Raw genomic sequence first — 24555 nt, 5'->3', positions numbered from 1 at the left:
TCGACATCGGTCGTAAAGGAATATATTGCTTACCACAGCCAGAATAAGGAGAGACCATGCAAGATAATGCGATGCCAGATAACAGTGAAACAGCCACATTCGAGAGGATAAGAGCCCAAATAGCAGAGAGTGTTGCGCATCGTGTTGGTGGTAATAAAGATTATCCGAGTGTGATTAATGGCCTTAGCTTGTTTCACCGAGACAGGCCTGCGCCCCCCGCGCTTTGCCTGGTTGAAACCAGTATTGTGGTGGCAGTGCAGGGTGAAAAACAGATTCTGGTTGCGGGTGAAGCCTACCCTTATAACACCAGCCGCTTTTTGATTACTTCGCTGGATATTCCTGCTTATTCTCAGGTGCTGGAAGCCAGCCCGGAAAAACCCTGCCTCGGGTTTGCGTTTCGGCTTGATTTACGCATTATGGCTGAGTTGATGGCTCAGGATAGCGTGTTATTCCCCTCTGGGCAGGCCCGAGGGCCAGACTCTGGTATTGGGTTAGGCATGCTAACAACAGCGATACTGGAGCCTTTCAAACGGTTAATTGATTTGCTGGATGAACCCGAATCTGTTGCTGTTTTGGCACCACTTATTGAACGGGAAATCCATTATCGGTTGCTGCGCAGTGACCAGGGGGCACGGCTTGGGCAGATAGCATCTGTCGGCAGCCAGGGGCATCGGGTTTCCCGTGCCATCACCTGGTTGAAAGAGCACTATGCTCAACCTTTGCGTGTTGATGAGCTGGCATCCTGTGTGCAAATGAGCCCGTCCAGCCTGTATCAGCATTTTCGCCAGTTCACAGCCATGAGCCCTTTACAGTACCAAAAATGGTTAAGGCTGACTGAAGCCCGTCGCCTGATGTTCAGTGAAGGAATGAAAGCAGCCAGTGCGGCTTTCCAGGTGGGTTATGAAAGCCCGTCGCACTTCAGCCGTGAATATAATCAGCTTTTTGGTTTATCGCCAAAGCGGGATATTGAAGGGTTGAGAAAGCAGTTTGGTGGCCAGGGTTCTGAAATATTGCCTGCCGCAGAGGCCCGGCGGCAGTAACAAGTTTTTAGGTAATCCCTACCCAAGTTTTTACAGCAAGAGCAATGTCGCTTGTTTAAGGGTGTTTATAATGCCGTAAAGCATCAACAACTATTTGAAATGCTTTTGAAAGGTTGCGGTTCTCTGGGTAGTAAATATAGTAGCCATCCCAGTATGGGCACCAGTCCTCAAGCACACTGATTAATTCGCCTCTGGCAATATGTTGTTCTGCAATATCTCTTGGTACATGGGCGAGCCCATAGCCATTCAATGCTGCCTGAAGATTTTGGTAGATACGGCTGAATACCAACTGGCCGCTCACCTTTACATTAATGCTTTTGCCTTCCTTTTCAAACTCCCAGACATACAGGTTTCCATGAGTAGGAAACCGCAGGTTGATACAGTTATGGTCAATAAGATCATTGGGATGAGTGGGATGAGGGTTACGGGAAAAATAGCCAGGTGAACCGACAACAGCAAAACGGACATCCGGGCCAATACGCACGGAGATCATGCCGTTAGTAATTTGCTCACCAAGGCGTGTGCCTGCGTCAAAGCGGCCAGAGACAATATCGGTCAATGCATAATCATCTATCAACTCAAGGTTGATGTCAGGGTATTCTTTCAGGAGCGGTTCCAGTTTCGGCCAGATAACCGAACCTATTGCATAATCAGACGTTGAAATACGCACAGTGCCTGATGCTTTGCTATTGAGATCTTTTAGCGACTGCAACCTGTCCTGAATGCCATCAATATATGGCCCCAGGTCTTCAAGCATGGTTTGCCCAATATCTGTCAGTGCAATACTGCGTGTGGTTCGCGTCAGTAATTTCATCCCCAGGCGCGATTCCAGAGTGCGCATACTGTGGCTTAATGCTGATTGCGATACGCCCAGAATAGCCGCGGCACGCGTAAAGCTTTTCTCCCGGGCTACAGCAATAAATGCCATGAGATCATTAAGATTTTCTCGTGCCACCAGTACCTCTCAATATTATCCGTGAGTGCAATTGCTACACTGTCTGCCAAAACTAATTACACAGACAGTGTATCTGCTTTCTCTGCCAGGTGCAGGCAACCATGGAAATCATGCGGCAACGAAAAAATTCAGTCTGTTATTTAACCCACCCACCAGTGAAAGCATGCTTTATTTTGTTGAGCCCGGTTATCATGCGTTCTCTTGGACAGGCAATGTTCAGCCGGATAAAATGCTCACCTTCTTCACCATAAAGCGTCCCTTCATTCACCCAGAGCTTTTCATGCAATTTGAGGTGCCTGGTAATATCAGTTGCAGAATGCGCGATGGCTGAACAGTCCACCCATACCAGATAGGTTCCTTCCAGGCGTGTTACCGGGAATGCCGGTAAATGTTCCTCAAAAAAGGCCTTCAGATACTGGTAATTCCCGTGCAGGTAATTATTCAGGTCGTCTAACCATGCTTCGCCATTGTTATATGCGGCAATCAGGGCTTCAACGGCAAATGGGTTAATTTCACATACCTCATGGATATTCAGAGCCTTATCAATCTTTTGGCGCATAGCATCATTTGCTGTATGAATGGCTGCAACTTGTAAACCGGCGAGGTTAAAGGCTTTGCTCGGTGACATACAGGTGATGGCGTTTTGCATAAATTCCGGGTTGATGGAGGCAAAAGGTGTATATCGGAAACCTGGTTGCACTAAATCACAATGTATTTCATCGGCTACAACGATAACGTTGTGGCGTAAGCAAATTTCGCCTATTTGTGTTAATTCATCGGGTTGCCAAACCCGGCCAGCCGGATTGTGCGGGTTACATAGTAGTAGTAATTTGGCTTGCGGATCAGATGCTTTTTGTTCCAGGTCAGCAAAATCTATAACGTAAGTATCATCCTGGCGGCGAAGCGCATTGGTGACTATTTCGCAGCCCTGGTTACGAATAGAAGAGAAAAAACAGTTATATACAGGTGTCTGGACAATGACTTTATCACCGGGCTGCGTGAGTGCCCGAACAATGGCAGATAAAGCAGGTACTACGCCTGTGGTGTAAAGTAAATGCCCGGGGGTGATGGTAAAGCTGTGCCGCCGGTTAAACCAACTGGCAATGGCCGCATAAAAACGGGAAGGAACCCGCACATAACCGAAGATCCCCTGGCGGGCACGATTTTCCAGGGCCGTAATAACAGCAGGTGCGGTGATGAAGTCCATATCTGCCACCCACATTGGCAGCATATCGTCATCGGGCGCACAATCCCATTTGGTACAATCAGTGCCCCGGCGCTGAGTCATCTGATCAAAGTTGTGGTTCATAATCAGGCACCGGCATGAGTGGCGGTTACAATCTCACAGGCTCCAGGATTGATACAGTTTTCATCAATAATGGTTTCCTGAATATGGTTTGCTCTGATATAGCCACCACGCGGGTTTTTCACACTGATGATTTCACTTTGGATGTCTGCCTGTAATGTGCTGTATTCAAAGCAAAGATTGGTATCCGTCATGGTGCAGTTTTCCATCACCAGGTCGGTGGCATAGCACAGTGGCTGCTCGCCGGAGATTTTACAGTTAACCAGGCGCAGGTTTTTCGAATGCCACCCCAGGTATTCGCCATTCAGTACGGAATCATAAACAGTCACATTTTCGGTATTCCAGAATGCATCTTTTGAATCAAGATGGGCATTACGAATCACAACATTACGGGCATCCTGAAACGCGTAGTTGCCTTGCAGACGGAAACCATCAATATTGATGTCTGAGCCATTCATAAACAGGTAGTCACCACCATGAATCTCTACATTATGAAATTCAGCATGGTGGCAATTCCAGCAGCATTCCGCAGCACTGAGCAACTGAGTATTTTCCAGGTAAAAATGAGTGACTTCACGAAACATTTTTGGGGCATCAACAACACAGTTAATCATGCGCAAGTTCTGTGAATACCAGATAGCGGCACGGGCATAAACAGTGAAGCGGCAATTTTCAATCTGCGTATTGTTATTGTGCCAGAAAGGGTATTTCCCCATAAACTCACAGTTACTGGCTTTAATATTCAGGCATTGTTTCAGGGCCGACTCGCCCGGGTAGAATTTTACGTTCTGCACCAACAGATCTTCAGATGCAAAAAGAGGGCGTTCTCCCTCAAAAAAAGTGTTTTCGATTGTTTTCATCATATTATTTCCGCTACAGATGTTGGCTTCGTTGTTACCGAAGCACTGATTCAGAGTGTTTAGTCAGTGCCAGCCCAGAAAGGTAAGGCGATTGGTCTACGCGGAGGTGAGCGAATTTTCCCGGTAAAATCACAATTAATTTGGTGTGTTACGGGTAGTTTTCTGGCGACTGGTGCACATCATGTGCAGAAAATAATAAGTCAGGAGGCTTTTAAAAATAAACAGTCGAAAACAACAATCAGATATGAGCATTCTTCATTAATTAATCACTCATGGGTAAGGCAACATAGTTGCCCGGAAAAGAACAGTGCAGTTGTGATTTTTTGCGGGTAAATAAATTTTCAGAGCGGGAAAATAGCAAACAAAAGCCATGCCGCAGCATGGCTTTTAAGTAAGGCAAGGGGTTATCTGCGCCAGTTGGTTTTGCTCAGCTCAATGATTTCATCCCCACGGCCATTGAGCAGCGCTTTCATCATGTACAGGCTGAAGCCTTTCGCCTGTTCCATTTTAATTTGTGGCGGCATCGCCAGTTCCTGTTTGGCGGTATCCACTTCCAGAACCACCGGGCCCGGGTGTGCCAGGGTCTCTTTCAGCGCGCCTGGCAGGTCCTCTGGCTTACCGACATGAATACCTTTTACACCGCAGGCCTCAGCAATGGCGGCAAAGCTCGGGTTTTCCAGGTTTGTGTCGTCAGAAAGATAACCACCGGCTTTCATTTCCATGGCGACAAAGCCCAAAGAACGGTTATTGAACACCACAATTTTTACCGGGAGTTTCAACTGATTAAGGGACAACAGATCACCCATTAGCATGGAGAAGCCCCCATCACCACACAGTGCGACGACCTGGCGCTTTCTGTCGACAGATTGCGCCCCCATTGCCTGTGACAATGCGTTAGCCATTGAGCCGTGGTTAAACGAACCAATTAAACGGCGTTTCCCATTCATTTTCAGGTAACGTGCTGCCCATAATGTCGGAGTACCCACGTCACAAGTAAATACCGCATCATCAGCCGCTTCTTCACTTACCAGGCGAGCTAAATACTGCGGGTGAATCAGGTTATAAGACGTTTTCCCATTAGCCAGTTCATCCAGCCCTTTACGTGCTTCGGTGTAATTTGCCACACACTGCTCCAGGTGCGCAGAGCTGTGGTTACTGTTAACCATTGGTAGCAGAGACTTCAGTGTGGACTTGATGTCACCCAATACACCGAGGTCTATCTGGGTATGGCGGCCCAAAGACGCCGGGTTATTATCGATTTGCAGTATGCTGGCATTTTCTGGGTAGAACGCACGGTATGGGAAACTGGTGCCCAGCAGTAAAACTGTATCGGCCTGGCGCATGGCGTGGTAGCCAGATGAAAAACCGATTAAGCCTGTCATCCCCACATCATAAGGGTTGTCATATTCGATATATTCTTTGCCACGCATGGCATGAACAATCGGAGCCTGTAATTTTTCAGCCAGAGCAACAACTTCCTCATGGGATTCAGCACAACCAGCACCACACATTAAGGTGATTTTTGCACTGTTATTAAGTTTTTCGGCCAGTTCAGCAAGATCTGACTGCTGAGGCTGGTAATAGGCAGGTTTAGGCACATTCCATTTCGGCTCAACCCCTTCAGGAACTGCTTTTAATGCAATATCGCCCGGCAAGACCAATACGCTGACATCACGGTGAAGAATGGCCTGGCGCATAGCCGTTTCCAGCAAATAAGGCATTTGTTCCGGGTTGGAAACTAATTCGCAATAAACACTGCATTCTTTAAAGAGTTCTTGCGGATGAGTTTCCTGGAAATAATTTGTGCCAATTTCTGCGGAAGGAATATGTGCGGCAATAGCCAGTACCGGAACACGGTTACGGTGGCAGTCAAATAGACCGTTGATTAAGTGCATATTACCCGGGCCACAAGAACCAGCACATACAGACAATTCGCCAGTTACATGTGCTTCAGCACCTGCAGCAAATGCCGCTGTTTCTTCGTGGCGGGTACCCAGCCACTCAATTGTACCTAATTTTCTCAGGCTGTCGCTGATGCCATTTAATGAATCGCCAGTAACGCCCCAAATACGTTTAACACCCGCTTTATCAAGTGTTTCGGTAATAAAGTTTGCAATACTTTTCGACATAAAAAACTCCCTAAAAAGAGAACGGCAATAACACAAGGTAAATAAAATGTTATCAACTTGAGACTATTATCAACCCATTTTGGTTCCGGGTTCAAGGTGGCTGTGTTATTTGTATTACAAATATTTTATTATATTAATATGAATTTATATTTTATTTTGTAATATGTGAATTCATATTTTATCTATATAAAACATATCGTTGCTGATTTTTGTGTTGATGGAAGGTAGATAAAAAGTGTGCTTTCCCAGGCTGGTTGTGAACTTGGGGCTAAAAATAAAATCAGATGCTAAAGGCAAGAAATAATAAACAAGGGAAACGAATTTGTTGAATATTCAATAATTCTGATTAACACCAACAAAACTACTGTCTTTCTCTTGTGATACACGCTGGTTACTATTTTTACATTATGTGTGGTACCCCCGGTAACGTGCAGTTATCTGTGCCAGACTGATGCAGGACAATTTAACTTTTAGCCCTGGCAGGCATGCGGGGCGGGAAAAGCTCGATGAGATAAAAAAGGGTGCCACATTATGTGGCTTATTATTTATAAGGAGAATTTCCATGGCATATGCAACAACGAACCCCTGGACAGGGGAAGTTATTAAGACATTTCCCGACGCGACAGATGCAGAAGTCACCGACGCTATTGCCAGAGCGCACAATACATTCACTACATGGCGTAATGTTTCATTTTCACAGCGTGGCGAAATCTTACAAAACGCAGCCAACTTGCTGCGTGAGCAGAAAGATGAATTTGCACGCTTACTGACACTGGAAATGGGCAAACTGTATAGTGAAGCGCTGGCTGAAGTAGAGCTGTCCGCCCAGATTTTTGAATATTACGTTAAAAATGCGGAAAAACTACTGGCCCCGGAAATCTTACCAGTAGCTAACCCCCAGGAAGCCACAGCGAAAATTGTTCATGAACCGTTAGGTGTCCTGCTGGCGATCGAACCCTGGAATTTCCCGTACTACCAGATTGCCCGTATCATTGCTCCGCAACTTTCAGCCGGGAATACCATCCTTCTGAAACATGCCTCCAATGTACCGCAAAGTGCCGCTCGTTTTGAAAAACTCATGCATGATGCAGGCCTGCCTGATGGTGGGTTTATCAACCTGTTTGCCGCCCGTCACCATATTGAGCAAATCCTGAATGACCCGCGTGTGCAGGGTGTGGCGCTCACCGGTTCTGAAGGTGCCGGGGCAACAGTGGCTGCACAGGCTGCGAAGGCACTGAAAAAATCCACCCTTGAATTAGGTGGGGCTGATGCCTTTATTGTGCTGGCAGATGCCGACCTGGACAAAACAGCAAAATGGGCCGTATTTGGCCGCCACTGGAATGGCGGGCAGGTCTGTGTTTCCTCCAAACGGATGATTATTGTTGATGACGTCTATGATGCGTTCCTTGAACGCTATACTGCAGGCGTGGCGGCGCTGAAGGCTGGTGATCCTCTGGACCCGGCGACTACGCTGGCACCGCTTTCCTCGCAACAGGCGGCAGATGAAGTCAAAGAGAAAATCCAACTGGCGATTTCCCATGGTGCACAGGCTCTGGAAGTTGGGCCAAAAGTACCAGGTCAGGGGGCGTTTGTTCAGCCCACAATTCTCACTGAGGTAACACCCGATAATCCGGCTTATTACATGGAGTTTTTTGGCCCGGTATCTATGATACTGCGTGCCAAAGATGATGACGATGCAGTGCGCATCGCCAATGATTCGCCGTTTGGCCTTGGTGGTTCTATTTTCACTCGTGACACTGCTCGTGGTGCTGAACTGGCTACCAAAGTATCCACCGGGATGGTTTACATTAATCACCCAACTCGCGTGAAAGCAGACCTGCCATTTGGTGGCGTACGTCGCTCTGGTTATGGCCGTGAATTAACCGGGCTGGGTATCAAAGAGTTTGTTAACCACAAATTGATTTCTGTTGTAGATATTGACGCGGAATTTTAAACCAGTGACAGGAAGCCTTTGAGTTTGGGCTTCCTGTCATTCCCATTCTTTCGCTCGCAGGTTTGACCCACAACAAAGAGCCCCACAACCCCACTTCTTTATAATCAGCCCCCATTTCCCTTGCGCGGTACACATGAATGGCTTACCAACTCAATATTAACTGGCCGGAGTTTTTAGAAACTTACTGGCAGAAAAAACCGGTTATCTTAAAAAATGCTTTGCCAGATTTTGTCGATCCTATTACACCAGATGAGCTGGCCGGCCTCGCGATGGAAGCTGAAGTCGACAGCCGTATTGTGAGCCTGCAGAATGGGGAATGGCAGGCGTGGAACGGGCCGTTTGAACAGTTTGACCACCTGGGGGAAACTGGCTGGTCTTTACTGGCACAGGCGGTAAACCACTGGCATGCGCCTGCGGCTGAATTAGTACGCCCGTTTCGGGTATTACCGGACTGGCGGCTTGATGATTTGATGATCTCGTTCTCGGTACCGGGTGGGGGCGTAGGCCCGCATATCGATCAGTATGATGTCTTTATCATTCAGGGCATGGGCAGCCGCCGCTGGCGGGTAGGGGATAAACTGCCACTGAAGCAGTTCTGCCCGCATCCGGCTTTGCTGCATGTTGAGCCATTTGAGCCAATCATTGATGAAGACCTGGCACCAGGCGATATTCTTTACATCCCACCCGGATTCCCCCATGACGGCTTTACCCATGAGACAGCATTAAATTACTCCGTTGGTTTTCGTGGCCCTAATGGGCGCGATCTGATCAGCAGTTTTGCGGATTATGCGCTGGAAAACGATCTGGGTGGTGAGCATTACAGTGATCCGGATCTGACATGCCGTGAGCACCCCGGGAGAGTAGAAAATTATGAACTGGATCGGGTGCGCAATATGATGCTTGATCTGATCAACCAGCCCGAAGACTTTGCGCAATGGTTTGGCCGTTTTGCCACTACGCCACGCCATGAGCTGGATATTGCTCCGCCAGAACCTGCTTACCAGGCTGATGAAGTGGTTAATGCCCTGCGTTCTGGTGAGGTTTTGACCCGGCTCAGTGGGTTGCGGGTTCTGCATATTGGCGAACATTTCTTTGTTCACAGTGAAGCGCTGAACACCAGTGATGATAAGGCTGCAGACGCACTGTGCCGTTATACCTCTATTGGTGAGCAGGAACTGGGCAACGGGCTGGATAACCCGGCGTTTGTAGCTGAACTGACTGCTCTGGTAAACCAGGGGTACTGGTTCTTCGGCGAAGAAGAATAATCTTCATCAACCAGTGAGCAGGGCACGTACCTTGCTCACTGCTGAAAGCTCATCAGGCCGTTACCCCAGCGGCACCTTCTGTTTTACTCTGGTTAACATCCTTTAATAAACTGATTTTAAATCATATTCCTTCATTGCTTCTTTCTTGTGTACCTAATAATTTTTATTAATCTGTGCGAAAGAAAATTATAAGCGCACTTTTAGTTACTATGAATATAATTTCAATGGTTACTATATATACATCGACGATAAGACATCGTTCAACAAAATCACTTGTGTTAATTAATGAATGAAGGAATATGACCATGAAAAATATTAAAACCATCGCTGCTGCCGCTGCTCTTACTCTGGTTTCATTTGCAAGCTTTGCACAATCTGTCAGTGTGACTGCGGATACGCTGGACAGCGCTGAAGCAAAAATTGCTGCAAAAGCACAGCAGGAAGGTGCGTCTTACCATATTACTGAAGCAAATATGAACAACAGAGTTCATATGACTGCAGAACTGACCAAATAATGGCCTGCAACTGACAGTACAGCCAGAAAAACCTTTGCTACGGTTTTTCTGGTTTAATCTCCACAGTTTACTTCCCTCACTGAAAACCTTGCTGCTCCCATTAGTTCCAAAATCTCTTCAACCAGTGATTCCCCCGGTAAGTTAATTCCTATTAAAAACATGGGCTTTTTAAGTATTCTGCTTTTTCTGAATGGTATTTATGAGAATCAGAATATCATTGAAAATGAAAATTATTATCAATACTATAATGCGCGATTTCTGTTACAGTTAAAAAACCATTTTAACGATGAGGTTATTGTGCAATGGAACTGGCCTGTGGGAGCCATGCGTGGTGGCAACATAAACAAAGCCCGGAGTGGGTGGCTGAAGGCACAGATAAGTACCGGGTGACGTTCTGGTGGCGTGATCCCGACGGTGATGAATCCACTTCGCCTGTTCGGCGGGTATGGCTCTACATTACCGGGGTTACAGACCACCACCAGCGTGCTGTTCCCCAGTCTCTGCAACGTATTCCGGGCACCGACGCCTGGTCATGGACTACCTCATTAAGTTCACACTGGCGTGGCAGCTATTGCCTTATTCCCTCGTTTGGTGAGAACGACTTCAGTGAAGCCGTAATGCAGGGTGATATGAGCGATAAAATGGCGCTGCGTGAAGGCTGGCGCCGGTTGTTGCCCCAGGCGATTGCAGACCCACTAAACCCGGTAAGCTGGCGAGGGGGGCGTGGTCACCCAGTTTCAGGTCTGGAACTCCCGGATGCGCCAGAGCAACCGGGGTGGAAAAACACGCAAGTGTCTTATACAGAACCACAGTGTGTTAACTGGCACAGCGAACATTTGCACAATACCCGCCGGGTTTGGGTTTACACCACCGGTGAGGCTTCAAACCCTGCCCAACGGCCACTGGCAATACTGCTGGATGGCGAGTTTTGGGCGCAGAGCATGCCTGTCTGGCCTGTTCTGCAATCACTGACTTTGGCCGGGCAACTGCCCGCAGCAGTATATGTACTGGTTGATGCTATCGATACTGCTCATCGCAGCCGGGAATTGCCCTGCAATCAGGATTTCTGGTTGGCAGTGCAAAACGAATTATTACCTCATATTGCGCAACTCGAACCCTTTCATCCCGGGCCACAAAATACCGTGGTTGCCGGGCAAAGTTTTGGTGGCCTGGCATCTTTATATGCCGCATTACACTGGCCTGAGCGCTTCGGCTGTGCGCTCAGCCTTTCTGGTTCCTATTGGTGGCCCAACCGTGGGGAAACTGTGGATGGCGAGCTTATCCGCCAGGTTAAAAGTGGCCAGCTCCCGGCTGGCCGCCCACGAATCATTCTTGAGGCGGGCTTGCGTGAACCCCTTATCTTTCGGGCCAACCAGGCTATGTATGCACAACTACAACACACACAGCACAACGTTTTGTGGCGTCAGTTTGACGGCGGACATGACGCGTTTTGCTGGCGCGGTGGGCTAACCAGCGGGTTAAAAACTCTCTGGGCACCACTGTTGAGCCAGTAAAGCGTGTTTTTCATGGCAGAGGAGCCTGGTATGGAATTCAGCAACCCCTTCGATAACCCGCAAGGGTTATTTTTGATTTTGTGTAATCCCCGGCAGCAATACTGTTTGTGGCCGCAGCAGTGTGCGTTGCCTGTGGGATGGCACGTTGCCTGTGACGCACAGCCCCAGGCTGATTGTGATGCCTGGCTGAAAGCACAATGGCAGTCCCTCCATCCCCATCACCAGGTGAGTTGTGAAGGAGAGGGTGTATGAATTTACCTTTAGTAGCGGCGCAGCCTGGCATCTGGATGGCAGAAAAACTTTCGTCACTGCAAAGTGAATGGAGTGTGGCGCATTATGTGGAGCTGGAAGGTGAACTGGATGCGGCATTGTTGGCCCGTGCAATTGAACACGGGTTAGCACAGGCAGATACCCTTCACCTGCGTTTTCATGAAACAGAGGGTGAAGTCTGGCAATCAGTGGATGATTCCCTGGTTTTTCCTGCTCCCGGGCTGACTGATTTGCGCCATGAAGCCGGGCCTCATAACGCGGCGATGGCGTTAATGCAGCAGGATTTAAACCAGAATCTGCGGGTGGACAGCAATAATCCATTGGTTTACCACCATATTTATCGCGTGGGCGACAACCGCTGGTACTGGTATCAGCGCTACCACCATTTGCTGGTGGATGGCTTCAGTTTTGTTGCTATTACTCAGCATATTACCGCCATTTACCGTGCATTACTGCACGGGGAATCTCTGCCTCCTTCGCCATTTACACCGTTTGCAGATGTAGTGGAAGAGTACCAGCGATACCAGCACAGCGATGCCCGGGGGCGTGATAACGCGTTTTGGGCGCAGGAAGCACAGCAGCTACCGCCTGCGGTCTCGTTGTCTGAGGTGCCATTACAGGGGAATGCATCCGGCCATGAGATTATAAAACTGGTTCAGCAGGCTGATGCACAGGTATTTAACCAACTGATGCAGGCAGTACCTGGTTGTCGCCGGGAAGACATCGTTCTGGCTCTGGTTGCGCTGTGGCTTGGGCGGTTATCCGGGCGGCGCGATTATACCGCCGGGTTTATTTTTATGCGGCGTATGGGCTCGGCCGCGTTGAGTTCGACCGGGCCGGTGCTGAATGTGTTGCCACTGGCGGTCACGATTGACCCTAACCAAACGCTGGCTGACCTGGCGCAATCACTGGCGGGTAAGTTAAAGAAAATGCGCCGCCACCAGCGCTACGACACTGAACAGATCCTGCGGGATACCGGGCGCGTAGTCAGCCACGAACCACTGTATGGCCCGGTATTTAACGTAAAAGTCTTTGATTACCAGGTTGATATGGACGGCCTGCGTGGCAAAACTCATATCCTGGCTACCGGCCCGGTTAATGATCTGGAACTGGTGCTGTTACCGGGTGAAGAAGGTGGTGCGTTCGGCATTGAATTACTGGCTAATGCCCGCCGCTACCATGCTGACAGCCTCTCCCGCCATATGCAACGCCTGCCATTGTTACTCAGGCAGTTTGCTGCCAACCCGGATTTGCGCTGTGGCGACAGCCAGGTGCTGCTCGAAGAAGAACAAGCCCTGCTGGCCTGTATTAACCAGACTGAAACACCCGTTCCGCTCACCACATTAAGTGAACTGCTGGCACGCCAGGCAAGCCAAACGCCCGATGCGCCAGCGTTGGTTGATGCCCGTATCAGCCTGAGTTACCGGGAGATGCGTGAACAGGTGGTTGCCCTGGCGCATCTGTTACGCCAGCAGGGTGTACGGCCTGGAGATTGCGTTGCCGTCGCCTTACCACGTTCCGTCTTCCTGACTCTTGCTCTGCATGCCATTGTGGAAGCCGGAGCCGCCTGGCTCCCGCTGGATACGGGCTACCCGGACGAACGCCTGCATATGATGCTGGAAGATGCCCGCCCGGCGGTACTGATCACCACACCCCAACAACAAGAACGTTTCCGGCATAGTGGTGTGCCAGCGTTTATTTGTTATGACGGGCTCCTGCCTGCTCAGGGAGCAACGCCACTGGCACTCTCTCGCCCGGAACATACGGCGTACATTATTTTTACTTCGGGTTCTACCGGCAGGCCGAAAGGCGTTATGGTGGGGCAAACGGCAATTGTTAACCGCCTGCTCTGGATGCAGGACCATTATGTCCTGACGGCGAATGACGTTGTCGCACAGAAAACACCCTGCAGTTTCGATGTCTCGGTGTGGGAGTTCTTCTGGCCGTTTATCGCCGGGGCAAGACTGGTTATGGCTGAGCCAGATGCCCACCGTGACCCGGAAATGATGCTGCAGTTTTTCCGCCATTATGGGGTGACAACCACCCACTTTGTGCCTTCCATGCTGGCGGCATTTGTTGCCACGCTGTCCGCCAAAGAGCATTGCCAGGATTGTGATTCATTACGCCAGGTCTTTTGCAGTGGAGAGGCGCTTCCCACGGGGTTATGCCGCGAATGGGAACAACTGACTGGTGTGGCGCTTCATAACCTGTACGGGCCAACAGAAGCCGCAGTGGATGTCTCCTGGTACCCGGCTTATGGCGAGACACTGGCCGCAGTGACCACCCCCAGTGTGCCAATTGGTTTCCCGGTGTGGAATACCGGGTTGCGAGTCCTGGATGACATGATGCAACCGGTTCCTGTTGGCGTTGCCGGAGACCTGTACCTTACAGGGGTTCAACTGGCTCAGGGGTATATGCACCGACCTGATTTGACCGCCAGCCGGTTTATCGCCGACCCGTTTGTACCAGGTGAACGAATGTACCGCACGGGGGATGTGGCGCGCTGGCTGGGCAATGGTGCAGTCGAATACCTGGGCCGCAGCGACTTCCAGTTGAAAATCCGTGGGCAGCGTATTGAGCTGGGTGAAATAGACGCAGTATTACAGAGCCTGCCGGGTGTTGCCCAGGCGGTTTCCCATGCCTGTGTTTTCAACCAGGCCGCAGATGTGGGGGGCGATGCCCGCCAGTTAGTGGGGTACCTGGTGGCGGAAGAGGGCTGTGTGCCAAATGAAGCCGTGTTACTGGAACAGGTACGCCAGCAACTGCCACCGCACCTGGTGCCGGTTGTCCTGATTACGCTTGATGCGTTGCCATTGAGCGCTAACGGCAAACTGGATCGTAAAGCACTGCCGCTCCCACAACTGCGCCAGTCATCTCATGGGCGATCGCCTTTGCCCGGCACTGAAAGCCTGGTTGCTGGCGCATTTGCACAATTGCTGGGCTGTGAAATCAACGATGCCAGCGCCGATTTCTTTGCCCTTGGCGGGCATTCCCTGCTGGCGATGCGCCTTGCAGCCATACTGAGCCGCCAACTGGGGCAATTGGTACGGCCCGGGCAAATCATGGCAGCCTCCACAGTTGAAAAACTCAGCGAAGCGCTTGGGCAGGGCAACTCAGCTGCATCTCAGCCAGCTGGTTTTGAGCCGTTACTGACTTTGCGGGAAGGCAACGGGCCTGCGCTGTTTTGCTTCCATCCGGCTTCTGGTTTTGCCTGGCAGTTCAGCGTGTTATCCCGCTACCTGGCGCCATGCTGGTCTGTGGTTGGTGTGCAGGCAGCAGGCCCGGAAGGGCCAATGCAGTCGGCAACAACCCTTGAAGAACTGTGTGAGCACCACCTTGCTGTACTGACTGCGCGTCAGCCTCACGGGCCTTATTACCTGCTTGGTTATTCGTTAGGGGGAACCCTCGCGCATGCTCTGGCATCCCGGTTGGAAGCGCGGGGCGAAACCGTGGCTTTCCTTGGGTTGCTCGACACCTGGCCACCAGAGACACAAAACTGGTCAGGTAAAGACCATCAGCAACTCGACCCGGAAGTGCTTGAGAAAATCGCCCATGAACGTGAAGCCTTTATCGCAGCGCAGCAGGGGCAGAATGCGGGGGACGAATTGTTCAGCGCTATTGAAGCCAACTACGCCGACGCCGTCCGCTTACTGGCAACAGCGCGAAGCCAGCGTTTTAACGGGCATGCCACTCTGTTTGTAGCAGACCAGACACTCGCCAGCGGGCTTGAGCCGCACAGCGCCTGGGCACCCTGGACCGGGTCATTATCTGTATATCACCAGCCATGCGCTCATGCTGAGATTATTGCGCCGGATGCCTTTGTCACTATTGGCCCGCAAATCAGTCAATTGTTGGGAGAGCCTTCATGAATAAGCAGTCTTCACGGTGGCTTAATCTCAGCCTGCTGAAAACACACCCGGCTTTTCGCGCGGTGTTCTTTGCCCGGTTTATCTCCATCCTCTCGCTTGGGTTATTAGGGGTGGCGGTGCCGGTACAAATCCAGACTCTTACCCAGTCAACCTGGATGGTAGGCCTGGCGGTGACACTGACCGGCGGGGCGATGTTTATTGGCCTGATGACAGGCGGTGTGCTGGCTGACCGCTACGAGCGCAAACAGCTGATTCTTTTTGCGAGAGCCACCTGTGGTGTCGGGTTTATTGGGTTGTGCATCAATACGTTATTGCCTGCGCCATCGCTGGCGGTGATTTATCTGCTGGGTATCTGGGACGGTTTCTTTGCTTCGCTGGGTGTGACGGCCCTGCTGGCGGCAACGCCGGCTCTGGTGGGCCGTGAAAACCTGATGCAGGCCGGAGCGATAACCATGCTGACGGTTCGCCTTGGGTCGGTGATTTCCCCCATGCTGGGTGGGCTGTTACTGGCGAGTGGCGGTGTGGAATGGAACTATGGCCTGGCTGCTCTGGGTACCTTTATTACCCTGTTGCCTTTGCTGTTCCTGCCTCGTTTACCCCCTCCGCCTCAGCCGCGGGAAAACCCACTCAAATCCCTGTTCGGTGCCGGGCATTACCTGGTGAAAAACCCGTTAATTGGTGGCATCGCATTGTTAGGTGGGTTGGTGACAATGGCGAGTGCCGTGAGGGTACTCTACCCCTCGCTGGCAGAAGGCTGGCAGATGTCTGCCTCCCATATTGGCCTGTTGTATGCGGCTATACCACTTGGCGCTGCGGCAGGGGCGCTAACCAGTGGTAACCTGGCGCACCACCCGCGCCCCGGTTTATTGATGCTCCTGACTACGCTGGGGGCGTTTATTGCCATTGCCCTGTTCGGGCTTATGCCAGCCTGGTTGCCGGGTGTTGTGTGCCTGGTGGGGTTTGGCTGGCTCAGCGCCATCAGTGCATTGCTCCAGTACACCTTGCTACAAACCCAGACTCCGGAACATATGCTGGGCCGGATAAATGGTTTATGGACGGCGCAAAACGTTACTGGCGATGCCATTGGCGCGGCGGTGCTGGGTGGGCTGGGGGCCGTTGTTTCGCCAGCGCACTCTGCCAGTGTCAGCGGTGTTGTGCTGTGCATTATTGGCGTAATCCTGCTACTCGCCCTGGGGCAACTGCGCCGTTTTCGCCAGGAGGCGGTCTCTTCTGCCTCCGGTACGCCGGGGCAGGCATAAATCCTGCGTGAGGAAAGTCTGAAAACGGGTTGCCACTGGCGGCCCTCTGACAGTTTACCGGATATAGCCTGGCGATTAATGGGCTGATTTTACGGGAAACACGTTGGCCGAAAATAGCGCCAGCCCACTGTTCATGCGGTTTGTGTGGTTGACATACCGTGCTGTTGCTTTTAGGGTAGCAGACTTAAATACGCAAATGATAATTGTTATTAAAGTGTTTATCATTTCTGTTAAAGCCCAAAGATAATTCTGGTACAACGCAAAATCACAGCAGCCAGAACTATTGAGGATAAGTGACTCTGATGTTTTTGAAGGGTGGGGATTCAGTCTATGACTGCAACACTGAGATCCGATAGCTTCTTTTTTATGTCGCCATTTCGCAGCCTGGTGACACAGGGGTGTTTTTCCCGAATTACCACGCCGCTGGCCGGTGGCGTGGATGCAGGCAGCCCGTTTCAACAGGCGTTAACTGCTGCGTTTGGCAAGGCACATGAGGCCGGGTTAACCAGGCCTGTTGTGGTTGGGGCGATACCTTTTGATACGCGTAAGCCTTGTGCGTTATTCGTCCCGGAAACCTGGTCGGAATTCTCACGTGAAGCCTGGCTAAACCAGGTGAATACGCCTGAAAAAAATCCCCTGGCTGTGGTGCACCGTAAAGCAATCCCTGAACAGGATACGTTTGAAGCGATGGTTGCCCGGGCGGCAGCATTAACCGATACCCCACAGGTGGATAAAATTGTTTTATCGCGGCTGATTGATATTACCGCGCAATCCCCCCTGGACAGCACTGTGCTGCTTCAGCAGCTTATTGCGCAAAACCCGGGCAGTTTCAACTTCCATGTGCCGCTGGCTGACGGGCGTGTTTTGCTGGGGGCCAGCCCGGAACTGCTGGTACGCAAAGATGGCGAAGTTTTTGCTTCCTTACCCCTTGCTGGTTCAGCGCACCGCCACAGTGATGCCGGTCTGGATGAAGACGCCGGGCAGCAACTGCTGGCTTCGCAAAAAGACCAGTATGAACATGCACTGGTGGTACAGGCCATGAAAAGCGTACTTGCGCCGCACTGCCAGCAACTGGAAATTCCTGCCACGCCACAACTGATTTCTACGCCTACATTGTGGCACCTGGCATCCCCGATAAAGGGTGTGGCCAACCCAGGCGACAACGTGTTGTCACTGGCAAGCCGTCTGCACCCGACGCCAGCACTGAGCGGTTTCCCTCATGAGATTGCCACAACACTGATACGTGAACTGGAACCCTTTGACCGCGAACTGTTTGGCGGCATTGTTGGCTGGTGTGATGAGCAGGGCAATGGCGAATGGGCTGTAACCATCCGGTGTGCCGCGTTGAATGGCAGCCAGGTGCGCTTGTTTGCCGGTGCGGGAATTGTACCGGCATCGTCACCTGAGAAAGAGTGGCAAGAGACCGGCGTTAAGCTCACCACCATGCTGAATGTGTTCGGGCTGAATTAATTAACAAGGACATACCAATGGCAATTCCTTTCACTCCATGGCCAGATGAATTCGCCCGGCGTTACCGGGGAAAAGGTTACTGGCTGGACCGGCCTCTGACAGACATTATTGAAAATCAACGTGAAAACCCGTCTGTTGCACTGGTTGATGGCACTCGGTCGTTCAGTTACCCGCAACTCAACCAGCTCGCCTGCAACCTGGCTGCCAGCCTGTTAGCCCGTGGCGTTAAACCGGGCGACACCGCACTGGTACATCTGGGCAATAACGCTGAGTTTTTTATTACCTTCTTCGCGTTGCTGAAAATTGGCGTAGTCCCGGTTAATGCGTTGTTCAGCCACCAGCGTAATGAGGTGGATGCGTATGCAGTACAAATTTCGCCAACATTGTTGATTGCCGACCAGCAGCACAGCCTGTACCAGAATGCCGAAGCTGTGGACCATTTTGTTACCCGGCACGCTTCCATTCGCACAGTTTTACTGTTGGGGGCGCAAGGCTCACAGAGCCTGACTGCAGCTATTGAACAACCGGCTGGTGGTACTGAACTGGTCCCTGGCCCGGCAGACCAGGTGGCGTTTTTCCAGTTATCTGGCGGCAGTACCGGCACGCCAAAACTCATTCCCCGCACGCATAACGACTATTACTACAGCATTCGCCGCAGTAACGAAGTGTGTGGGTTCAGTGCACAAACCCGTTACCTGTGCGCGCTGCCTGCAGCCCATAACTATTCAATGAGTTCGCCGGGAACTCTGGGTGTCTTCCTTGCTGGTGGATGTGTGGTACTGGCTGGTGACCCGGATGCCACTTTGTGCTTCCCCTTAATTGAACAGCACCAAATCAATGTCACAGCCCTGGTACCACCGGCAGTCAGCTTGTGGTTACAGGCTATCAGTGAATGGGGCAATCACCAGCAACTTGCATCACTACAGTTACTACAAGTGGGGGGCGCACGCCTGTCTCCAGCGCTTGCTGCACGAATTCCGGCCGAAATAGGGTGCCAGTTACAGCAGGTGTTTGGCATGGCTGAAGGGTTGGTGAACTACACCCGGCTGGATGACACACCAGAGCGCATTATCAACACCCAGGGCAAACCCATGTGCCCCGATGACGAAGTCTGGGTGGCAGATGAAAACGGTAACCCGCTGCCAGCAGGCCAGGTGGGGCGTTTGATGACCCGTGGCCCTTATACCTTCCGTGGGTATTTCAACAGCCCGGAACACAATGCCAGTGCTTTCGACCCGAACGGTTTTTACTGCTCAGGCGACCTGATTGCTATTGATGACGCAGGCTACATCACTGTTCAGGGGCGCGAGAAAGACCAGATAAACCGTGGCGGTGAGAAAATTGCGGCAGAAGAAATAGAAAACTTACTGCAACGCCATGAGGCGGTAATTCATGCCGGTCTGGTCAGTATTGACGACCCTTTGCTGGGGGAAAAGAGCTGCGCTTACCTGGTGACCTCTGCGCCGCTACGCGCTGTGGATATTCGGCGTTTTCTGCGCGGCCTTGGCGTGGCGGATTACAAACTACCTGACCGGGTGGTGTGTGTGGATGCCTTGCCGCTGACGGCTGTGGGCAAAGTAGATAAAAAAGCGCTTCGCCGCTGGATGGCTGAGCGCGACGCAACCTGAGGAGTAGTGAAATGGCGATTCCAAAATTAACGGCTTATGCATTGCCTGAAGCCAGCGAGTTACCGGTCAGCAAAGTCAACTGGGAAGCAGATCCTGCCCGCGCAGCACTGCTGATTCACGATATGCAGGAATACTTCGTGGGGTTCTGGGGGGAAAATAACTCCATGATCAACCAGGTGGTGAATAATATTGCTGCTCTTCGCCAGTACTGTAAGCAGCAGGGGATCCCGGTCTATTACACCGCGCAGCCAAAAGACCAGCCTGCTGAAGACCGGGCTTTATTGAATGATATGTGGGGGCCCGGGCTGACCAAATCGCCAGAACAACAGGCAGTGGTGGCCGCACTTACCCCAGATGCAGATGACACCGTATTAGTGAAGTGGCGCTACAGTGCGTTTCACCGCTCACCGCTGGAACAGTTGCTCAAAGAAAGTGGCCGCGACCAACTGATTATTACTGGCGTGTATGCCCATATTGGCTGCATGACGACGGCTACTGATGCCTTTATGCGTGATATTCAGCCGTTTATGGTGGCCGATGCCCTGGCGGATTTCAGCCGCGAAAAACACCTGATGGCACTCAACTATGTGGCTGGCTGCGCCGGGCAAGTGGTAATGACCCAGGATGTGGTGCCATTACCTGCCAGTAAAGGGCACCTGCGAGATGTTATTCGCCCACTGATTGATGAAGAAGATGAACCCATGGATGATGAAAACCTGGTGGATTTCGGCCTGGATTCCGTGCGGATGATGGCGCTGGCAGCACGCTGGCGCAAAGTTCACCATGATATCGACTTCGTGATGCTGGCGAAGAACCCCACCATTGATGCCTGGTGGGCGCTGTTATCCCGCGAGGTTCGGGTATGAACCCTGAGTTTAAGGATAAAACCGTGTGGGTGACTGGCGCGGGCAAAGGTATTGGCTACGCGACGGCGCAGGCATTTGCTGCCGCAGGTGCGAATGTCACCGGGTTCGACCTTGCATTCCCGCTGAATAACTATGCCTTTTCAACAGTGATGATGGATGTGGCGGATGACCAGCAGGTAAGTGAAGTCTGCCGGGGTCAACTGGCATCAATCCAGCGGCTGGATGTGCTGGTGAATGCTGCCGGAATTCTGACTATGGGGGCAACCGATGAACTCACCCCAGAAGCCTGGCATCGCACCTTTGCGGTTAACGTGGGCGGCGCATTCAACCTGTTCCGCCACACTATGGCACAGTTTCGCCACCAGAAAGGCGGGGCTGTCGTGACCGTTGCCTCGGATGCTGCTCATACACCGCGTATTGGTATGAGTGCCTATGGCGCTTCTAAAGCGGCGCTGAAAAGCCTGGCGCAAACCGTGGGGCTGGAGTTGGCCCCATTTGGTGTGCGCTGTAACCTGGTCTCACCCGGTTCAACGGATACCGATATGCAGCGCACATTATGGCTGAGCGATGATGCCGAACAGCAACGTATTCGAGGCTTCGCTGAGCAATTCAAGTTGGGAATACCTCTGGGGAAAATCGCCCGGCCTGAGGAGATCGCCAACACAGTACTGTTCCTTGCCTCTGAACTCGCCAGCCACATCACATTGCAGGATATTGTGGTGGACGGCGGCTCAACCCTGGGGGCATAGCCTGTGTGGAAGCGGCAACTGTCTCTTGAAGCACTGAATGCTACCAGTGCAGATACTCTGGTGGCGCAACTGGGTATTGTTTATACCGAATTAGGCGAAGATTACCTTGAGGCGGAAATGCCGGTAGACAGCCGGACATTTCAGCCTTTCGGTTTGCTGCATGGTGGGGCATCCGCTGCACTGGCTGAAACGCTGGGGTCAATGGCCTGTTTTCTGACTACCCGGGAAGGGCAATGTGCGGTGGGTACTGAATTAAATGCCACTCACCACCGCCCGGTATCTCAGGGCAAGGTTCGTGGGCGCTGTACTGCACTGCACCTGGGGCGGCAAAGCCAAAGTTGGGAAATTGTGGTGTTTGATGAACAAGGGCGGCGTTGTTGTACCTGCCGCCTGAGTACAGCGGTACTGGGTTAGTCTTTATTTCATACCGTTAATTTGAACGGCTTATACGCCACTGTGTGAGCCGTTTCCCTTCCATATTTACAAAGCATGCCTGAACCGGCAGGTATCTATCCGGTACCTTTGGGCGCAACATCCAAATTCGGGAAATATGAAATGCAGGCAATACCCGCCCGGGCATTGCCTGTATCAATTAATTCAGTGCGATGCGCACGATATCATCCGGTGCAGTCGCTGGTTTGGTGCGGCTTGCTTCCTGCTTAACGGTGACATACAGAGTATTACCGTCCGGTGAAACCGCCAGGCTGTTTGGGTGAACCGGTAACTTAATGGTTTTGGTCACTGCCAGGGTTTTGCCATCGATTATGCTGACTGAACCATCTGTGCGGTGTGTGGCATAAATTTCGTCACGCTTCGCGTTAAACAGTACGGCAACAGACGTTGGTGTGGCGATATGGTTAACCACTTTATTGGTTTTCAGATCCACCACAAATAAGCCAGGTTCTTTGCCATCAGAAATAAAGGCGCGCTGGCCCTGGGTATCCAGGCTGATATTCAGCAGCATATGGTCTTTGCCATCATCCACAATTTTATGGCGTTCCAGAACTTTGTTGTTGGTGGTGTCGATAATAATCAACTCGCCATCTGCGTTGGTGGTGTACAGGCGGTTAGTCTGGCTGTCCAGCGCCAGCCCGGTATTCAGCTTACCCAGGTGAGTAATGGTGTGTTTCAGTGTGAGGTTTTTGCCATCCACTACCCAAATCACACTGTCGGCCCGGCCAATACCACCAACGTAAATGGTGTTGGTTGCTTCATTGACTGCCAGTTCACGTGGTGCGGGCGGGCGGTTTTTTTCTGCGCCCGGTTTTTTATCCTGCGCGGCGGCCTGGGGAACCAGGGCCAGAGTACCGGCAACTTTACCTGTAGAGGCATCGACAGCCATCAAAGCACTGGTAAAAGTGTCGCCGAAATACAGGGTATTGGTTTTGCTGTTCAGCGCCGCACCAAAAGCTTTGTTCGGTGTATCAATAACATGGGTTGTATCAAGTGTGCTGGCATTTAGCTGATAAACCGCGCCGCCAGGTTCACTGCGCTGTTTGGTTGTTGCTGCATATACCGCATTGTTATTTGGGTTATAAACAATTTCGTACTCCCCAAAACCAACAGGTTTGCGCAACACAGTGTCTGCGGCCAGAGTAGAAAATGCCATGCCGCTAAGCATGACAGCCAGCGCCAGGTGAGAGAAATGCCGTTTAAAACGTGTGTTTTGCAGAGCCATGATTACAACCTTTTTGAGATGAATTATTATTTGTTTATGTTAATGATAATCGTTCTGATTATCATGTAACCATACTGCAGAGTCAAACAGTTATCAGTACAAAATCGGGGCTGGATTATTGGCGGTTGTGCCGTTGGGTTTAATCCCGCAGGCACGTTTAACTCTGCGTTTTTGTGGCAGGAAGTGTCAGGGGTATTCACCAAAGCTGGTGTAATGAGCCAGTGCCCCGGTAATCGCCGCCAGGTGTTGTTTCAGGTTACTGTGCAGGGTGCGGATTGCCGGTGAGAACTGTTTACGATGCGGGCAAATCAAGTTTAACGGCGCGGCTTCTCCTGCCTGCTCCGGCAGAACAACTTCGAGCCTGTTGTTCTCAACATCGCGGCAAACATCCAGCCATGATTTGTACACGATGCCCATTCCTTCAATTGCCCAGCGCCGGGCTACATCGGCATCATCACAAAGCAACCTGGCTGCCACTGGCAGCTCTTGCATTGTTCCGTTTACCGGAAATGACCACTTATCAACAAACGTGTTGTTGAGCGTAAATGCCAGGCATGGATGGTTGAGGATATCTTCCAGTGATTCAGGCCTGCCGTGTTCATTGAGGTATGCAGGTGACGCAACCAGCACCCGGCGATTTCCCGGGGCGAGCGGCAGAGCTACATAGTCGCGGTTGCTCAGCACGCCATAGCGAATGGCGATATCCACCGGGTCGCGGAAAATATCACTGACGTGGTCGGATAAAAATAAGCGCAGGCTGATACGCGGGTGGCTCCGGCAAAAATCAGTAATAACCGGAAGTAACACATTGCGCCCTACATCGGAGGGCATCGCTATTTTTAATTCTCCCTGGAAATCCTGTTCGCTGGTACGCAGGCTTTCAGCGCCAGCCTGCATTGCGCTGAGCATCTCCCGCGCAAAGGGCAAGTATTTTTCACCTTCAGCGGTCAGGCGCAGGCTGCGGGTGGAGCGGGCAAACAGGCGTGTATCCAAATCCCTTTCCAGGCGGCGAATGGCCGCGCTGACCAGGGCTGGCAGCAGGCTGGCTTCGCGAGCGGCGGCGGAAAAACTGCCAAGCAGCGCTGAACGAATAAACAAATGAACATCTTCAAGGCGAATCATAAGCAGAGTCTCACAGCGAATTCTATTTACACTCCTGGAGTGAAAGTGTTGCTCATTTTAGCTAATTTTTCTGGTTATCTGCCAGGCGTAGACTGCGTTAACCAAC

19 protein-coding genes are annotated in these 24555 nt (G+C 51.4%); 13 read left to right on the top strand and 6 right to left on the bottom strand.

What is annotated here, in order from left to right:
• Window positions 1–56: 56 nt before the first annotated feature.
• Window positions 57–1040 (top strand): AraC family transcriptional regulator, encoded by a 984-nt coding sequence (locus tag DT73_RS01140; protein WP_235234354.1) that lies wholly within the window; start codon window positions 57–59, stop codon window positions 1038–1040.
• A 55-nt stretch (window positions 1041–1095) separates the two neighbouring features.
• On the opposite strand, the gene DT73_RS01135 is transcribed toward DT73_RS01140, so the two are convergent.
• The 4 genes from DT73_RS01135 to poxB all read right to left on the bottom strand — a co-directional run bounded on the left by DT73_RS01135 (window position 1096) and on the right by poxB (window position 6290).
• Window positions 1096–1995, bottom strand: a complete 900-nt coding sequence (locus DT73_RS01135) for a LysR family transcriptional regulator (protein ID WP_036102760.1) — start codon at window positions 1993–1995, stop codon at window positions 1096–1098.
• Between the two features lie 136 nt (window positions 1996–2131).
• Window positions 2132–3304, bottom strand: a complete 1173-nt coding sequence (locus tag DT73_RS01130) for a MalY/PatB family protein (protein ID WP_036102758.1) — start codon at window positions 3302–3304, stop codon at window positions 2132–2134.
• 2 nt (window positions 3305–3306) lie between these two features.
• A complete protein-coding gene (locus DT73_RS01125) occupies window positions 3307–4164 on the bottom strand; it encodes a DUF3737 family protein (protein ID WP_200874760.1) in 858 nt (285 codons plus the stop codon).
• A 401-nt stretch (window positions 4165–4565) separates the two neighbouring features.
• Window positions 4566–6290 (bottom strand): ubiquinone-dependent pyruvate dehydrogenase, encoded by a 1725-nt coding sequence (poxB, locus tag DT73_RS01120; protein ID WP_036102756.1) that lies wholly within the window; start codon window positions 6288–6290, stop codon window positions 4566–4568.
• A 562-nt stretch (window positions 6291–6852) separates the two neighbouring features.
• Between poxB and DT73_RS01115 the strand changes: the two genes are divergently transcribed.
• The 12 genes from DT73_RS01115 to entH all read left to right on the top strand — a co-directional run bounded on the left by DT73_RS01115 (window position 6853) and on the right by entH (window position 22063).
• Complete coding sequence (locus tag DT73_RS01115; RefSeq protein ID WP_036102754.1) at window positions 6853–8244, top strand: NAD-dependent succinate-semialdehyde dehydrogenase; 1392 nt, start codon at window positions 6853–6855, stop codon at window positions 8242–8244.
• A 137-nt stretch (window positions 8245–8381) separates the two neighbouring features.
• Entirely contained in the window at window positions 8382–9509 is a 1128-nt protein-coding gene (locus tag DT73_RS01110; RefSeq protein ID WP_036102753.1) for a cupin domain-containing protein, read from the top strand.
• A 305-nt stretch (window positions 9510–9814) separates the two neighbouring features.
• A complete protein-coding gene (locus tag DT73_RS01105) occupies window positions 9815–10024 on the top strand; it encodes a DUF1471 domain-containing protein (RefSeq protein WP_036102751.1) in 210 nt (69 codons plus the stop codon).
• A gap of 302 nt (window positions 10025–10326) precedes the next feature.
• Complete coding sequence (fes, locus tag DT73_RS01100) at window positions 10327–11538, top strand: enterochelin esterase (protein ID WP_036102749.1); 1212 nt, start codon at window positions 10327–10329, stop codon at window positions 11536–11538.
• A gap of 30 nt (window positions 11539–11568) precedes the next feature.
• Window positions 11569–11790: an MbtH family NRPS accessory protein gene (locus DT73_RS01095; RefSeq protein WP_036102747.1), complete on the top strand. Its 222-nt coding sequence runs from the start codon at window positions 11569–11571 to the stop codon at window positions 11788–11790.
• The gene (locus DT73_RS01090) at window positions 11787–15677 is read left to right on the top strand and encodes an enterobactin synthase subunit F (RefSeq protein WP_036102745.1); all 3891 of its coding nucleotides are present in this window, start codon (window positions 11787–11789) and stop codon (window positions 15675–15677) included. The genes DT73_RS01095 and DT73_RS01090 overlap by 4 nt, the downstream gene beginning before the upstream one ends.
• Window positions 15674–16936 carry an enterobactin transporter EntS gene (gene entS / locus DT73_RS01085; protein ID WP_036102742.1) on the top strand — a complete coding sequence of 421 codons (1263 nt, stop codon included), beginning with the start codon at window positions 15674–15676 and terminating at the stop codon, window positions 16934–16936. The genes DT73_RS01090 and entS overlap by 4 nt, the downstream gene beginning before the upstream one ends.
• Window positions 16937–17266: 330 nt before the next feature.
• Window positions 17267–18406 carry an isochorismate synthase gene (locus tag DT73_RS01080; protein ID WP_036102740.1) on the top strand — a complete coding sequence of 380 codons (1140 nt, stop codon included), beginning with the start codon at window positions 17267–17269 and terminating at the stop codon, window positions 18404–18406.
• Window positions 18407–18423: 17 nt separating this feature from the next.
• Window positions 18424–20034, top strand: coding sequence for a (2,3-dihydroxybenzoyl)adenylate synthase (locus DT73_RS01075; RefSeq protein WP_036102738.1), 1611 nt, complete (start codon window positions 18424–18426; stop codon window positions 20032–20034).
• Window positions 20035–20045: 11 nt separating this feature from the next.
• Complete coding sequence (locus DT73_RS01070) at window positions 20046–20900, top strand: isochorismatase family protein (protein ID WP_036102736.1); 855 nt, start codon at window positions 20046–20048, stop codon at window positions 20898–20900.
• Window positions 20897–21649 (top strand): 2,3-dihydro-2,3-dihydroxybenzoate dehydrogenase, encoded by a 753-nt coding sequence (gene dhbA, locus DT73_RS01065; protein ID WP_036102734.1) that lies wholly within the window; start codon window positions 20897–20899, stop codon window positions 21647–21649. Before DT73_RS01070 ends, dhbA begins: the two co-directional genes overlap by 4 nt.
• A gap of 3 nt (window positions 21650–21652) precedes the next feature.
• On the top strand, window positions 21653–22063 hold the full coding sequence (gene entH, locus DT73_RS01060; protein ID WP_036102733.1) for a proofreading thioesterase EntH: 411 nt from the start codon (window positions 21653–21655) through the stop codon (window positions 22061–22063).
• A gap of 178 nt (window positions 22064–22241) precedes the next feature.
• Here entH and DT73_RS01055 read toward each other — a convergent pair whose 3' ends face one another.
• Complete coding sequence (locus tag DT73_RS01055; protein ID WP_036102731.1) at window positions 22242–23327, bottom strand: YncE family protein; 1086 nt, start codon at window positions 23325–23327, stop codon at window positions 22242–22244.
• A gap of 186 nt (window positions 23328–23513) precedes the next feature.
• Window positions 23514–24449, bottom strand: a complete 936-nt coding sequence (locus tag DT73_RS01050; protein ID WP_036102728.1) for a LysR family transcriptional regulator — start codon at window positions 24447–24449, stop codon at window positions 23514–23516.
• Between the last annotated feature and the right edge of the window lie 106 nt (window positions 24450–24555).

Origin of the sequence: Mangrovibacter sp. MFB070 (assembly GCF_000705335.1) — a bacterium.
Taxonomy (GTDB): Bacteria; Pseudomonadota; Gammaproteobacteria; order Enterobacterales; family Enterobacteriaceae; genus Mangrovibacter; species Mangrovibacter plantisponsor.
Note: the sequence above shows the minus strand (reverse complement) of the source record. Positions and strands in the feature narration are given on the sequence as shown.